Source organism: Devosia sp. (assembly GCF_040509215.1).
GTDB lineage: Bacteria > Pseudomonadota > Alphaproteobacteria > Rhizobiales > Devosiaceae > Devosia.
Genome location: NZ_JBEVLL010000234.1, coordinates 1 through 15,812, shown reverse-complemented (window position 1 = coordinate 15,812; position 15,812 = coordinate 1). Strand labels below are relative to the sequence as shown.

4 protein-coding genes are annotated in these 15,812 nt (G+C 60.0%); all 4 read left to right on the top strand.

Features of this window, described 5'->3' with window-relative positions:
• Positions 1-5,100 carry a RecQ family ATP-dependent DNA helicase gene (locus tag ABW043_RS12880; RefSeq protein ID WP_502908644.1) on the top strand — a complete coding sequence of 1,700 codons (5,100 nt, stop codon included), beginning with the start codon at positions 1-3 and terminating at the stop codon, positions 5,098-5,100.
• A 356-nt stretch (positions 5,101-5,456) separates the two neighbouring features.
• Positions 5,457-10,634 (top strand): DEAD/DEAH box helicase family protein, encoded by a 5,178-nt coding sequence (locus ABW043_RS12875; RefSeq protein WP_353921609.1) that lies wholly within the window; start codon positions 5,457-5,459, stop codon positions 10,632-10,634.
• A gap of 1 nt (position 10,635) precedes the next feature.
• Positions 10,636-13,407: a DEAD/DEAH box helicase gene (locus ABW043_RS12870; protein ID WP_353921608.1), complete on the top strand. Its 2,772-nt coding sequence runs from the start codon at positions 10,636-10,638 to the stop codon at positions 13,405-13,407.
• A 2-nt stretch (positions 13,408-13,409) separates the two neighbouring features.
• Positions 13,410-15,812 (top strand): Eco57I restriction-modification methylase domain-containing protein (locus tag ABW043_RS12865; protein WP_353921607.1); only part of this gene is annotated, 2,403 nt, incomplete at its 3' end.

Here is a 15,812-nt window from a genome sequence, read left to right as displayed (position 1 = left end):
ATGAGTGAGACAAATCATACGTTTCTGCGGCACTGCCTTTCAGTTGATCTAGAGGTTAATCCAGCAACTGCAAAATTGTTTGCGTTCGCGGCAGTGCTCCTCGATGGCTCATCAGTCGTGGTTGGCGCCAAAGGCTCGGTCGAGCAAGGGTTGGACCGTCTTCACAATACCCTCGCCGAAACCAGGCATATTCTCGGTCACAATATCCTCCATCACGATCTGCCACATCTCGTCGCGGCCAAGCCGGCATTGGCCAGGCTGTTCAATGCCCCGATTGATACACTCTGGCTCAATCCTCTGGCATTCCCGCGGAATCCCTATCATCACCTGGTTAAGCACTATCACGACGGCCGCCTTCAAAGCGGTCATGTGAATGATCCTGAAATGGATGCGCGTCTCGTTTTCGACGTCCTGCGCAACCAGCTTGCCGCGCTTCAGCAAATGAACCGAGATGAACCGGATGCTATCGGAGCGTTTCACTTCCTAACTACGAGACCCGAACAGTCGACCGGCTTCGATGCTGTCTTTCGATATGTGAGGGAGGCGCCGACGCCAAGCTTGATTGAGGCGGAGCAAAGCGTTCTCCGGCTCTTAAGTGGGCGCGCCTGCCACTCGGGAATAAGACAGCTTCTGCAACGGCTATCCAATCCACAGCGCGGTTGGCCGACAGCCTACGCGCTGTCCTGGATTCTCGTCGCCGGCGGTGAATCTGTTATGCCGCCATGGGTGCGCATGACCTTTCCCGAGGCTGGGCAGATCGTGCGAGACCTGCGCGATAGCGCTTGCGACGATCCTGTTTGCACGTGGTGCCGAGAGCAGAACGATCCGGTAAAAGCGTTGTCGCGTTGGTTTGGATTTGATGGCTTCAGACCAGAGCCAGTGGATGAGATGGGGCGTCCGCTGCAGGAGCGCATAGTTGACGAAGCGATGAAGAGCTCGTCGCTGCTCGGCATCCTGCCCACCGGAACAGGAAAGTCCGTTTGCTACCAGATTCCTGCCTTGTCCAAATTCGACAAGACGGGCGCTTTGACCGTCGTCATCTCGCCCCTCGTGGCGCTGATGTCCGACCAGGTGCAGGGCATGGAGCGCTCGGGCATCGCCTCGGCTGTCACCATCAATGGCCTTCTGTCCATGCCGGAGCGGCAGGACGCACTCGACAAGGTCAGGATGGGTGAAGCGTCCATGCTGCTGATCTCGCCCGAGCAATTGCGGAGCGTATCCGTACGCACCATTCTGGCGCAGCGGGAAATCGGCCTCTGGGTTTTGGACGAGGCCCATTGCGTTTCCAAATGGGGGCACGATTTCCGTCCCGACTATCGCTATGTCGGCCGGTTCATCAAAGAGAGCGCCGGCGATCAGCCGTCACCGCCGGTCCTTTGTCTGACAGCCACTGCCAAGCCTGAAGTCGTGCGCGACATTCGCGACCATTTCCAGACCCGCCTGGGTATCGACCTGCGGCTGCTCGACGGCGGTTCGGTGCGCACCAATCTCAGCTTTGCGGTTCGGCAAACCAACAAGGCCTCCAAGCTGGCCGATATTCTCGATGTCATCGAGGACAAGCTTCCGCCACAAGGGGCCTCCGGCGCGATCGTCTATTGCGCGACCCGGGCCGAAACCGAGCGGGTCGCCGGCTTCCTCAAGCAACAGGGCCTTGCCGCCGAGCATTTTCACGCTGGCCTGCCGCCGGATGAAAAGCGCGCCATTCAGGAACGCTTTCGCACCGGCGACCTGCGCATCATCGCCGCCACTAATGCCTTTGGCATGGGTATCGACAAACCAGACATTCGCCTCGTTGTTCATGGCGATATCCCCGGCTCGCTGGAAAACTATCTGCAGGAAGCCGGGCGAGCCGGCCGCGATCGTGACCATGCCGATTGTGTCTTGCTTTACGCATCCGAGGATGTGGAGCGACAGTTCTCGCTCTCGGCCCGCTCGCGCCTTGCCCGGCACGAAATCGGCGCCATCCTGAAGGCGATCCGTCGCATGGACGAGCGCACCCGCAAGTCGGGCAAAGTCGTGGCCACATCCGGCGAGATTGTCGTGGCTGAAAAGGATCGGGAATTCGTCCGGGAGACGGCCACCGACGACACGCGGGTCAAGACAGCCATCTCCTGGCTCGAGGAGGCAACGCTGCTGGCCCGTGAAGAGAACCGGGTCCAGATCTTTCCCTCCTCGCTTAGGGTCAGGTCGACCGACGAGGCACAGGCGATACTGGCGAAGTCCAACATGACCGATGCCAACCGGAACAGGCTTCTTGATCTAGTCCGCCACCTCATCAACGCGCCGCCCGATCAGGGCATCACCACGGACGAACTCAGCGGCGCCAGCGGCTTTGGCGCCGGCGCACTGAACAAGGCCATGTCCGATCTCGAGGCGCTAGGCATCGCCCGCAATGACACGGCGATTACTGTTTTCGTCCATGTTGGCGGGGAAGGCTATTCGCGCCATCGCTTCGAGCTCGCATCGCGCCTGGAAACAGACCTCATTGCCATGATGCGCGAGGCTGCGCCCGATGCCGAGGGCGAGATCGGCGTGCCTCTCAATCTGCCCGCCACCTGCCAGGCCCTGCGCGATCGCGGCCATTCCACCGTCGGCCCCGGCATCGTCGAAAAGCTCATTCGCGGCATGGGGCGCGATGGCCGCGACCAGGAAGGTGGCAAGGGCAACCTCCGCTTACGCAAGTTGTCGCGGACCACACTTGCCGTGACCCTGCAGCGCTCCTGGGAGGCGCTCGAGCAGACGGCCTCCATTCGCCATCAGGGTGCGGAGCTTCTGCTCGCTCACCTCCTCGGCAAGGTCGGGAGGGGTACGCGGGGCAAGGATATCCAGGTCGAGACGACTATGGGCGATCTACTGGCCACACTGACCGGCGATGCTTTCCTGCGTAGCAGCGGCGTCAAGGAAATGCCCCGGCTGATGGAGCGCGCGCTGCTCTGGCTGCACGAACAGGAAGTGGTAACCCTGGGCAAGGGCCTCACCATCTTCCGCCCGGCCATGACGGTGCATCTCAATCCCGGCGGTGGCCAGTTCACTCAGAAGGACTTTATCCCGCTCGACGAACACTATGCCGAGCAGACAGCCCAGACCCATGTCATGGCTGCCTATGCCGAAAAGGGATTGCTGGAGATCAGAGAAGCTGTCCGGCTCTCCGAGGACTATTTCGTGCTCGATCGCGACGCCTTCATGCGCCGCTGGATGCCCGGCAAGGGCATGGAAATCAGACGCCAGACCACTGGTCCTTCATGGAAAGCCATTGTCGACGCGCTCAACAATCCCGTTCAGCAGAAGATAGTTTCCGACGACCGCGAGCAGACCAATGTTCTGGTGCTTGCGGGCCCGGGCTCCGGCAAGACGCGCGTCCTCGTCCATCGCATCGCCTATCTCATTCGGGTGAGGCGCGAAGATCCACGGGAAATCCTGGTTCTCACCTACAACCGCCACGCCGCATCGGAAATCCGCATCCGCCTTCGTCACCTGATTGGCGACGATGTCAATGCCGTCACCGTCTCGACCTGCCACGCTCTGGCCATGCGGCTGGTCGGCGCCAGTTTCGCCGGGGCGCAGACCGGCGTACGCGATTTCGACGGTGTGGTGCTCGAAGCGGTGCGTCAGTTGAACGGGGAGGGGTTGAGCAAGTCCGAAGCGGAGGCCGTTCGCGAGACGCTGATCCAGGGTTATCGCTGGATATTGGTGGACGAGTATCAGGACATCGGACCCGAGGAATATGCGTTGATCTCAGCCATCGCCGGCCGCTCGCTGGAGGATGCTGACCAAAAGCTCAGCCTCTTCGCCGTCGGGGATGACGACCAGAACATCTATGCCTTTGCCGGCGCCTCGATCGACTTCATCCGAAAATTCGAAGGCGACTACAACGCACGGCCAGAATTTCTCATCGAAAACTATCGATCGACGCAGGCCATCATCGCTGCCGCCAATACGGTGATTGCCCCGGCGCGGGATCGCATGAAATCGGGCCATTACATCGTCATCGACCGCAAGCGCCGCGGCGAGCGTTCAGGTGGCGCAATGACAGCGCTCGATCCCGTCGCGCAGGGCCGGCTCCAGCTTCTCCATGCGCCATCCGATGACCTGGCGCAGGCCATGGCGGCCGTGGATGAACTGGCGCGTCTGTCGCGTCTCGATCCAGACTGGAACTGGGCCAATGCCGCTATCATCGCTCGCGACTGGCGCCGCCTGGCGCCGGTGCGCTCCTATGCCGAAGCGCAGGGCATTCCCGTCGAAATGGCCAATGAAAGCCTGCCCAGCATCTGGCGCCTGCGCGAAATGCAGCTTTTCATCGAAGCGGTGCGGGCAGCACCGACAGGCATGATGACCATTGCCGACATGGTTTCGGCGCTGAACGCCATCCCGCCCAATGCTTGGACTGATCTCATCGCGGAGGGGCTGGCGGCGCTGGCGCGGGAGCTTGCTAGCCAGGCGATGCCAAGCCCGGACATTGTCGAGTGGTTTGCCGAGTGGGCCAGCGACGCCCGCGGTGAGCAGCGGGGCCTCCTCCTGCTCACCGCACACCGGGCAAAGGGTCTGGAATTCCAAGATGTCGTCATTCTCGACGGCGGTTGGGACAGAGCATCGCGCAACGAGGATGCCGACGCGCCCCGCCGACTATTCTATGTCGCTATGACGCGCGCGCGCCGCAGTCTGGCCATCATGACCACAGGCACCCATGCCCTCGTGCCGGGTGATGGGACCATCGCCCTCCGCCGCCAGGCGCCGCCCAGCGTTGCGCAAACTCCCTTGGCCAATCGCGCCTACCAAGTTCCCGACCTCACTGTGGTGGACCTGTCCTGGGCTGGGCGCCTTCGCCATGGGAATCCATCGACTGCAGCGATTGCGGCTGCCCGCGTCGGCGACCAAATTCGACTGCTGCATGACGGACAGACCTGGATGATAGAGGACCAAAACGGTGTGCAGTTAGCCCGCATGGCCAAAGCCTGGTCTCCGCCAGATGGTCGCAGTTTCGTCCGGGGCACCATCGGCGCCGTCATTATCTGGAAGAAGACCGACAACGCGGAGGAATACCGAACCTATATCCAGCGCGATCAATGGGAAGTCGTACTGCCGGAACTTGTGTTTGAGTAAGCCGCCCAATACGCCCGATTGGTGGGCATGGGATATGCGCCCCAGACTATTTCCCGGCATCTGTCCTGTCCGCTGAGCGCTTGTTTCCGGCTCCCAGCTTCGTCGCGCGATGAAACGGGTCCACAGCATCGGTCCAGTGTCGATGAGGTAAGATATTGGCGACCTCGCCGACCGGTACAGGCGTTGATATCTCACTCTTGAAGCATGCAGTCTGGCCCGGCCATGATATTCGGCACGTGTGTCGGATCTATTATGTTCATCTATAGGACTGGTTGCGCCGATGTTTGTAGATGAGAGGCGACTATAGTGACGGCAAAAGAGTCCGAATCAGAAATCTTGGGGACGGTGGGCCGCCTATGAAAGCGTTTGAATTTGATCACCAGCTGATTGGCGCCTACGAGCAATTTTCCCGTTCATTTAGTGCGGTTCGGGCCTCCGACCTCAAGTCGCAAATCGACGCCCAGTACGACGCAGGAAGGTTCTGGCCGGATGCCCTCCTTTCCTTGAACCCACGTTTCATGGCAGGGCCGTCGGTCGCTGAACTCGTCGCCGCCGGTGACCTCGATGAAGGGACGGGCCAAGTCTTTCGTTTCGGCGCCACTCCACTTCGCTTTCATCGGCACCAGGCGGAGGCTATTGCGAAGGCAAAGCAGGGCAAAAGTTATGTCGTGACGACCGGCACCGGATCGGGCAAATCCCTCTGCTTCTTTGTTCCGGTTGTGGACTCAATTATTCGAGCCCGACGGGCAGGAAGGCCGAGACGGACGACAGCGATAATTGTTTACCCAATGAACGCACTGGCAAATAGCCAGATGAAAGAAATTGACAAGTTCATCGCTGGTTCCGGCCTGCCGGATGAGCTCAAGCCGGTCGTTAAGCGCTATACGGGCCAGGAAAGTCGCGAAGAACGCGAGCGCATTGCCGCCAATCCGCCCGACGTTCTCCTTACCAATTACATGATGGCTGAGTTGCTTTTGACGCGTCAGGACGACCTGGACTCGCGGGTCATTGCGAACGCCTCAGGCCTTGAGTTCATCATTCTTGATGAATTGCACACCTATCGCGGGCGCCAGGGAGCTGATGTGGCGGTGCTCGTCAGACGTCTGCGCGATAGGTGTTCGCCAGACAAGGAACCAATCTGCATCGGAACATCTGCCACGATGGCATCGGAAGGATCAGACGAGAGTCGGGCATCTGCCGTTGCCAAGGTAGCGTCGCGTCTGTTTGGCACTGAGATCGGCCCGGATGCCGTCATCGACGAGTCTTTGCAGCGCGCGACGGACGACAGCCTTAAATACGAGCACGTTCGTGGCGCGTTGGGGGACGTCCTGTCGCAGCCCCTGCCTGACGCGCTTGATGACGAAGTCCTCAAGCGCCACCCGCTTTCGGTTTGGGCTGAACTTGAACTCGGTCTGGATGACGGTCTTGAGCTCCGCAGGAAAAAGCCGATCCCGTTTGAAGAAGCTGTCAGCAAGCTCTCAACAGCCAGTGGCGCGGATGTCGAAATTTGCCGGAGCTACCTCGAGAAATTTCTAACCCGCATAAGTTTGCCAGAGCTGGAGCGTGGTGGGACGAAGGACGGCGCTTTCCTCGCTTTCAAGCTGCACCGTTTCATTTCCGGTGCCGGAGAGGTTTTCACAACACTCACCGCCAGGCCTCGCCGGATCCTTCTGGACGGTCAACTTGAGGATCCTGAAGCGCCCGGCAACCGTCTTTATCCCACACGTTTTTGCCGCAATTGCGGCCAGGAATACCATGTCGTTACCAAAGTCGATGACGACGGCCGACTGCGCTTTTTGCCCCGAAGCATCGACGATACGCCTCTCGACACAGAGGACGACGAGGTCGCAGGTTATCTCTGTCCGGTGTTGCCCGACGATGCAGACTTTTTGTTCACTGGCGAGCTCGAGGGCTATCCAGAAAGTTGGCGGGAAGAAAAGAACGGCATCGAGCGGCTACGGGGCTATCGAAAGAAGCGTATGCCGGTATCCTACTTGGTGGGTGCCGATGGCAGCTTCGGGGCAGGGGGAAGTGAGTTCTGGTTTGTCCCCGGCAAGTTCGCATTTTGCCTATGCTGCCACGACGAGCCGACACAGGGCATGCGCGAACGTAGCAAGCTGGCGGGACTTTCTGGCGAAGGGCGAAGCTCGGCAACCACCTTGCTGGTGGCCAGTGCCCTGGAATGGATGAACAAGCCTAGCAGCGGCGTTCCTGAGACGAAACGCAAGCTCCTTGGCTTCACGGACAACCGTCAGGATGCGGCGCTGCAGTCTGGCCATTTTAACGACTTCCTGTTTGTTAGCTTGCTGCGCGGAGCCATACTTCGTGCAGTCATTTCCGCGGGAAGTGGAGGTCTGTCACCAACTCAGTTTGGCGTGAAAGTCGTCGAAGCGCTTGGCTTTACGGCAGAGAACAAACGGGCCCGACAGCATTGGCTGCTGGATCCAAACGCCGGTGCCTTAAAACGCGAAGATGCCCAGCTTGCCCTCGCTGGCGTGCTTTCACATCGCGTCTGGACTGACTTGAGACGCGGCTGGCGTTTTACCAATCCCAGCCTCTCAGTCCTCAAACTGATCGACGTTCACTTCCGCGGCCTGGGAGATCTCGCTCAGGATCGAGACCGCTTCACGGCAATCAACCCGGCGCTTGGCAGTCTGTCCGATGATCGCCGACTCTACATTCTGAAGAGCGTCCTGTCGGCAATGCTCGAGGGGCTTGCGGTACAGTCAGAAGCCTTGGACCGCACTTTACTTCAAGCGGTATCCGAAGAGTCGCGGCAGTATCTTCAATCGCCCTGGGCGATAGATCAGAAGGAGGAACCACGTGCGCGATCTTCCCTCGCCCTGCGCGCGGGCGGCGCGACCGCGGTCACTCTACGTGAAGAGCAAACACTCCTGCGAGCAGGTCCCAACTCGAGGATCGCCCGGCTGGTAAACAGGAGGTCCGTTCTCGGCACGAAACTCAACAGGGATGAGTACTATCACCTTATGGAGGAGGTGCTCACCTTCCTGAGCGAGGAAGGGCTTGTGGTGCCTGTCGATCTTGACGGCGACGTTAGGGGCTGGCGTCTGTCTCCATCCGTGGTTCGCCTTGTTCCCGGTTCGGCCCTTGCTGTTGATGCCAAGCGGGGCAACCGTTACTTCCACGACCTCTACACCGCGATCGCCAGTAATCTTGACGATGGCCACAGCTCTTTCTGGGGTCTGGAAGGACGCGAGCATACCGCGCAGGTCTCGCAGAAGCAGCGTGAGTGGCGTGAATGGCGCTTCCGGTTCGAGCAGGACGACATTGACCACCTTACGACCTCGGAATACCGCACGGAAATCCGGGCAAGCGGCGAGTCGGAGCGGTTCCTGCCGGCACTTTTCTGTTCCCCCACCATGGAACTTGGCGTTGATATTTCCGCATTGAATGCTGTCTACCTACGCAACGTGCCGCCTACGCCAGCGAACTATGCTCAACGCGCCGGGCGTGCCGGTCGCTCAGGCCAGGCTGCAGTCATAGTGACCTATTGCGCCTCCGGGTCTCCGCATGACCAATATTTCTTCGAGCGGCGAAACGACATGGTTGCCGGCGTAGTTCGGCCGCCTGCACTCGACATCACGAATGAAGAACTGGTTCGATCGCACATGCATGCGGTTTGGCTTGCCGAAGCCAAACTGGCGCTTTCTCCGGATATCCCTGAAATTCTGGACCTTCACGACGAAAAGTTCCCGCTTAAGAATGACATCCTGATGCTAATTTCCCGGCCTGCCCTGGCTTCGAGAGCCCAGGAACCGATGGCGCGTGTTTTGAAGCAGATATTGGCATCCGACAGAGGGCAACCGCCAATCTGGATGGCAGACCCAGACGAGTATGTTCGCCAAACGGCTATGAATGCGCCAATGGAGTTCGACCGCGCTTTCGATCGATGGAGAGAACTTTATAACTCTGCTCGTACGCAGTTAGCCGAGGCCAACAAGCGTTCGGAGATTACGGGTCTATCGGGTGCTGACCGCCGCAAGATCAAAGCTGCCCAAATGCAGGCTCAGGATCAGATTGCTATTCTTGAGCAGGGCAAAGCGTCAAACGGATCTGACTTCTATTCTTACCGGTATCTGGCCACAGAGGGATTTTTGCCTGGTTACAATTTCCCCCGCCTCCCGCTCTATGCATTTGTGCCTGGCGAAGGCAGGACAGGGTCATTTCTATCCAGGGCTCGCTTCCTCGCAATTTCCGAGTTCGGCCCACGCAGCTTGATCTATCATGAAGGGCGTGCCTACCGGGTCACGAAAGCTAAACTGCCGCCCGAGGTGCGCCAGGGTGACGGATCGGAATTGGCAACAAAGGACATCTACATCTGCTCGAACTGTGGCGCCTCCCATGAGGGCGAGGTCGAACGCTGCCATGGGTGTAGCAATCACATGGCGGGTGAGGTGCCAATCAAGAAAACGTTGCGCATCGACAATGTCGAAGCGACCCCGACAGAGCGCATCACCGCGAACGACGAAGAGAGGGTGCGCCAGGGCTTTGACATTCAGACGGTGTTCTCTTGGCCGAAGAAGGAAGGGCAGATCCAAGTGACAAGCGCCGAATTCGCCTGCGGACAAACTTCGCTCCTGGCACTGCAATACGCCAATGGTGCGGAAATCAGCCGCCTGAACAAGGGCTTGAAGCGTCGCAAGGATCAGACTGTTTTCGGCTTTTACATCGATCCCAGGTCTGGCTACTGGGCGAAGGCTGACGACGAGGAGAGCGACACGGATGTCCCGCCTGACGTGGTCAAGCCTGTTCGCATCGTTCCGATTGTGCGTGACAGGAAGAATGCCCTTTTGTTCCGGTTTGAGAAGCCGGAGCGGTACGAGCCAGAGACGATTGCAACCGTTCAACACGCATTGCTTCGTGGCATCGAAGTGGTCTTCCAATTGGAGGAGGGAGAAATCCTCGGGGAGCCACTACCCGCAAGGGATAACAGACGCGCAATCCTCGCCTACGAGGCTACTGAAGGCGGCGCTGGCGTACTCACACGCCTTATCGATGATGGAAAGGCCATTAACGAAGTGGCGAAGACCGCTCTGGGCCTTATGCACTTCGACAATGTTGACGCTGCGATTGCCGCCGGCGACGCGAAAATTTTGCGGGAGCGGGAAAACGGAAGTTGCGTTCGCGGTTGTTACCGCTGCTTGCTTTCATACTTCAACCAACCAGATCATGAGCTGATCAACCGTTCCAGCCCGGAAGTAGCGCAATTCCTTATCGATCTTGCACGCGGCTCGATTTCCCTCGCAGCCAAGCCGGCCGCTGGAACGGTGACGTCACCGTGGCTTGAGACCTTCAGCGCTGCAAGCATTCCGCAAGTCGATACTATGCCAGCAACCTTTGGTGGTCGTGAGTTTGAGTTCGTTTGGCGCGCATTTGCAGTTGCCGCGACGACTGCCGATGCAACAGCTGAGGCCGAAGAGGATGCGGCGAAGAAGGGCTGGGTCGTGATTAGTTTGCCCCCGGATCCGGCTCAAGGGCTACCGGATGGCTTCATTAAGAATTTTGCAGGTTGATATGACGGCCAATTTTACACCTGGCGATCTCGTTAGAGCGCGCGGTCGCGAGTGGGTAACCCTGCCAACACCCGGTGAAGGCTTATTGGCCCTACGCCCACTCTCAGGTAATGAAAACGACATCGTTGTACTGGCTCCTGACCTCGAGCTGGCGCCGGTTGCGGCTGCTCGCTTCGACCTGCCTGACGATGCGCGTCCAACGGTGCAGGCAAAAGCAGCACTTCTTGCCGACGCATTGCGACTGACGCTCCGTCGCGGAGCGGGCCCATTCCGGTCAGCGGCACAGCTCGCTTTTGAGCCCCGGACGTACCAGCTTGTCCCGCTGCTCATGGCCCTCAGGCTGCCGGTGCCGCGACTGTTGATTGCCGACGACGTCGGCATCGGCAAAACCATTGAGGCGGGTTTGATCCTTCGTGAACTGATGGACCGCGGCGAGGTAGACGCGTTTTCTGTGCTCTGCCCTCCGCACCTCGTGGACCAGTGGATCATCGAATTGAAGGATCGCTTCGGGATCGACGCTGTGGCTGTCACTTCCGGAACTGCGGCGCGTCTGGAGCGGAACCTGCCCCTGGCTCAGACCCTGTTCGATGCCTATCCTTACACGGTCGTAAGCCTCGACTATATCAAAGCAGAAAAGCGCAGGGATGGGTTCGCCAGGGCCTGCCCGGACTTCGTTATAGTAGATGAAGCTCACGCTTGCGTCGGCACACACAAGGGCAGACAGCAGCGCTTCGACCTGCTTCAGGGCCTTTCCAGGGATCCTGCGCGTAGGTTGATTCTGCTCACCGCAACGCCGCATTCCGGGGACGAAGATGCGTTCGCCCGCCTTCTGTCATTAATCGATGTAGAATTCGGTGGCGTAAACTTCGAAAATCAAGGCTACCGTGAAAGGCTTGCCCGCCAGTTTGTTCAAAGGCGGCGAGTAGATTTGGTCGACGGGAACTGGGATGAGGAGCGTGCTTTTCCGAAGCATGAAACTACAGAATACTCTTACCGATTGACCGACGATCACCGAGCATTTCACGAATCTGTCCTCGATTATTGTCTATCCGTCGTGTCCCGGGCCGGGGATACGCAAAAAGACCAGCGGCTTGCCTTCTGGGGTACGCTGGCGCTGATGCGTTGTGTCGGTTCGTCACCGGCGGCAGCGATGAGCGCGTTGCGAAACCGGGCTTCCAATGAAATCGACCGCCTCGAGCCGCAAATTTATGACGAGGATGGCGATGACGAAGACGCCGTCGACATTGAGCCAAACACAGTCTTCTCCAATGATCCTGCGCTCCAAGGACTGCTGGACAAGGCCAGCCGGCTTCTGACTGCCGACGACCCCAAATTAGACGCTCTCGTCAAGGCCCTCAAACCGCTGATCAAACTTGGCGCAAATCCTGTCGTGTTCTGTCGTTATCTGGCAACGGCGGAACATGTGAAGGAAGGGCTGCGGAAGGTATTCCCAAAACTTAATGTGCAGGCAGTAACGGGTGAGTTGACGCCGGACGAACGCCGAGACCGCGTCGCAGAGATGGCGACCGAAGAAGGTGCCGCCGGCGCTCAGCGCATTCTTGTTGCCACAGATTGTCTGTCGGAAGGCATCAACCTCCAACAGCTCTTCGACACCGTGATACACTACGATCTCTCCTGGAACCCCACCCGACATCAACAGCGCGAGGGTCGTGTTGACCGTTTTGGGCAGCCCGCTGAACTCGTTCGTTCAGTTATGATGTTTTCGCCTGACAGCGCCATCGATGGCGCTGTTTTGGACGTCATTCTTCGCAAGGCCGAAGAGATACGCAAGGCAACCGGCGTGACCGTTCCTCTTCCAGACGAGCGGGGACCCGTCACTGACGCCCTCATGGCGGCAATGATGCTTCGTAGGGGCGGGGGAGCCAACCGCCAGCTGACACTTGATCTAAGGTTGGATAACGGCATCCAGGTGATGGAGACCCGCTGGCGCGACGCCAGCGAGAATGAAAAACGATCACGGGCTCGGTTTGCACAAAACGCCATGAAGCCCAGTGAAGTCGCCCCCGAATGGAACAAGGCGAAGTCCCTTTTGGGATCACCCGCGGAAACGCTCGAATTCGTCGAAAGGGCAATGTCGCGGTTCGGGGTACCCCTCGAAAAGAAGAAGTCGCTGCAGTTCGCTCACGTGCACGCCCTTCAAGATAGCCTCAAGGAAAAGCTGGAGCAGCGTGGTCTGAAGGGATCCGTGAAATTGGCCACGCAGGAACCAGCACCGTCCGGCACTTCACTTCTGACCAGGACACATCCTCTGACGTCGTCCCTGGCCGAAAGCCTGCTCGAAGCTTCGCTTGACACCGAAACATTGCCCGATCTCGGCATCGGTCGCGTGGGGGCCTGGCCGAGTGCAGCCGTCACTCAGATGACCCGCGTCGTGCTCTTGCGCATTCGCTACAAGCTCACGGTTCATGCTCGGCGCGAGCGACTTCTGCTCGCAGAGGAAGCGGTGCTTGTTGCCATCGACAGCAATTCAGTGGTGGCGTCTGGCAGTGATGTGCGTGCGTTACTGGCGTCGCCGGCGACCGCTGATCTCGCGCCGGTCGCCCGCGACCGAATGATCAACACGGCAAAGGCTGCTCTTCCTGAAATGCTCGAAGGTCCGATTGCTGACTTCATTCGGCAGCGTGCTGCCGAGTTGGTTGAAGATCACGCCCGTCTGCGTACAGCCTCCGGTTCTGCGTCCCGTGTCAGTGTTGAGGCGGTCATTCCCCCCGATGTCATCGGTCTCTTCGTGCTCGTTCCCGGGGAAGTGTAGTCATGGCCCGCAAACCAATCACCGACATGTCTGCGTGGCCGTCTCTGAGCCTGGAGGGCAACCTGATCGCGCCTGCGATGATCGCCAAGATCGATCAGCGCCAGGCACCTGAGCAGGCCCCTGAGGAGTACGGCGTCCGTAGAGGACTGCAAATACGTGAGGAAATCGCCACAGCATTCCGCGTGGGACAATCTCATTATGACGCGTTTGCGAAGATCGAGCACCCATCGCCAGCCGCGACCACGCGTTTCATCGCCGACTTCTTCAAGGAAACTTTCGGCTACGCCGATCTTGCGGTGGCAGCGGCACCAATCGCGCTGACCTCGTCCGATCGTGTGCCTGTCGTCGTTGTCCCACCCTCGGAGCAGCTTGATCGCCGCAGTCCGACGCTCTCGACAGACCGGTCTCGCTCGCCGGCCTTCGCCCTTCAGGACCAACTGAATGACAGGGAAGAAAACCTTTGGGGCATCGTCACCAACGGGGCTCGGTTGCGCCTCATGCGCGACAATGCCTCGCTGACCCGACCGGCCTATATCGAGGCCGATCTGACGCAGATGTTCACCAACGAAGACATCGCGTCCTTTGCGGTGCTCTGGCTCCTCATCCACCGTTCCCGCTTCGGGGCGGTAGACACTCCTGCCACAGATTGCGCGCTCGAACGCTGGCGGGATGCCGGCTCCAAGGAGGGCGAGGCTGCACGTGATCGTCTGGCAGGTCAGGTCCAGTTGGCCCTCAAACTCCTCGGCTCAGGCTTCATCGAGGCCAACCCCGACCTCGCCGCGAAGCTCCAGTCCGGCGAAGTGAACCTGACCGAATGGTTCAACGAACTCCTGCGCCTCGTCTACCGCCTGATTTTCCTCATGGTGGCCGAGGACCGGAACCTCCTCCATCCCGAGAAGGCCAAACCCGAAGCCCGTGTCCTCTACGCCCAAGGCTATTCGCTCCAGTTGCTGCGCCAGCAATGCTATCGCGCCGCCACATGGGACAGGTACCATGACCGCTACGAGGGGATGAAGATCGTCTTCCGCGCTCTCGCGCATGGCCAGCCCGTGCTTGCGCTGCCCGCCCTCGGCGGCCTCTTTGCCGAGGACAGGCTGCCCCATCTGGAAACCGCCCGCCTGCGCAACCGCGCCTTCATGGAGGCGCTCTATCGCCTCTCCTGGCTCGCCGACAAGAACGGCATGGTCCCCGTCAACTGGCGCGCGATGGAGACCGAGGAACTGGGTTCCGTCTACGAATCTCTCCTCGAACTCCAGCCTCAGCTGGGCGGCGACGGCAAGACGCTGGTCTTCGCCTCCGAGGCGGCCGAGCAGAAGGGCAACCAGCGTAAGACTACCGGTTCCTACTACACCCCGGACAGCCTCGTGCAGGCGCTGCTCGACACCGCGCTTGACCCGGTGCTCGACAAGACCGAGGCGGAGGCGGACGACTCCGCCATGGCGTTGCTGAAGCTTTCGGTTATCGACCCCGCTTGCGGTTCGGGCCACTTCCTGCTGGCCGCCGCCCGTCGTATCGCCACGCGGCTGGCCCGCATCCGGGCCGAGGGCACGCCGTCGCTGGCCGATTTCCGCCATGCCCTGCGCGATGTCGCGCGCTGCTGCATTCACGGGGTGGACCGCAACCCGATGGCCGTGGAACTGACGAAAGTCGCGCTCTGGATCGAGACGGTGGACCCCGGCCTTCCCCTGGGCTTCTTCGATGCGCAGATCCGCTGCGGCGATGCGCTGCTGGGGGTGTTCGACATGCAGGTGCTGCAGGACGGCATACCAGATGCCGCATACAAGCCGCTGACCGGCGACGACAAAGATACCGCACGATATTACTTGCAGGCCAACCGCGCCGCGACCTCGGGGCAGGGCGGGTTTGACTTCGGTACTGGTCAGGCGTCAATGCCCGCGATGAAACCGCTGGCGCTGGATTTTTCGGGCTTTCGTGACCTGCCAGAGGATTCGGTCGAGCAAATAGGGGCCAAGGCCAAGCGGTTCAAGGAACTGCGCAAGGGGCAGACCTTTGTCCGCGCTAAGGCGGCGGCGGATCTCTATGTGGCGGCCTTCCTGCTGCCCAAGGTCGGCGGCGCGCCGGCAGGGGCATCGGCCCGCACCGTGCCGACGACCGAGGAACTGTGGATGGCCCTCAATCAGGGCAAGATGCGCCAGCCGATGGTCGAGGCGCCCAAGGCGGCCCGCAACGTCCGCGCCTTGCATTGGCCGCTGGAGTTCCCCGACGTGATGCAGCGCGGCGGGTTCGACGTGGTGCTGGGGAACCCGCCGTGGGAGCGGATCAAGCTGCAGGAGCAGGAGTTTTTCGCCATCCGTGCGCCCGAGATCGCCGAGGCGCCGAACGCTTCCCACCGAGGCAAGCTAATCGCGGTGCTGGCGGATCATCCGCCGGGTTCACCCGGTCGG

What these genes read in the sequence shown, in the direction of transcription:
- ABW043_RS12875 (WP_353921609.1), top strand. Translation starts at nt 5,457, where the DNA reads ATGAAAGCGTTTGAATTTGATCACCAGCTGATTGGCGCCTACGAGCAA.
- ABW043_RS12870 (WP_353921608.1), top strand. Translation starts at nt 10,636, where the DNA reads ATGACGGCCAATTTTACACCTGGCGATCTCGTTAGAGCGCGCGGTCGC.
- ABW043_RS12880 (WP_502908644.1), top strand. Translation starts at nt 1, where the DNA reads ATGAGTGAGACAAATCATACGTTTCTGCGGCACTGCCTTTCAGTTGAT.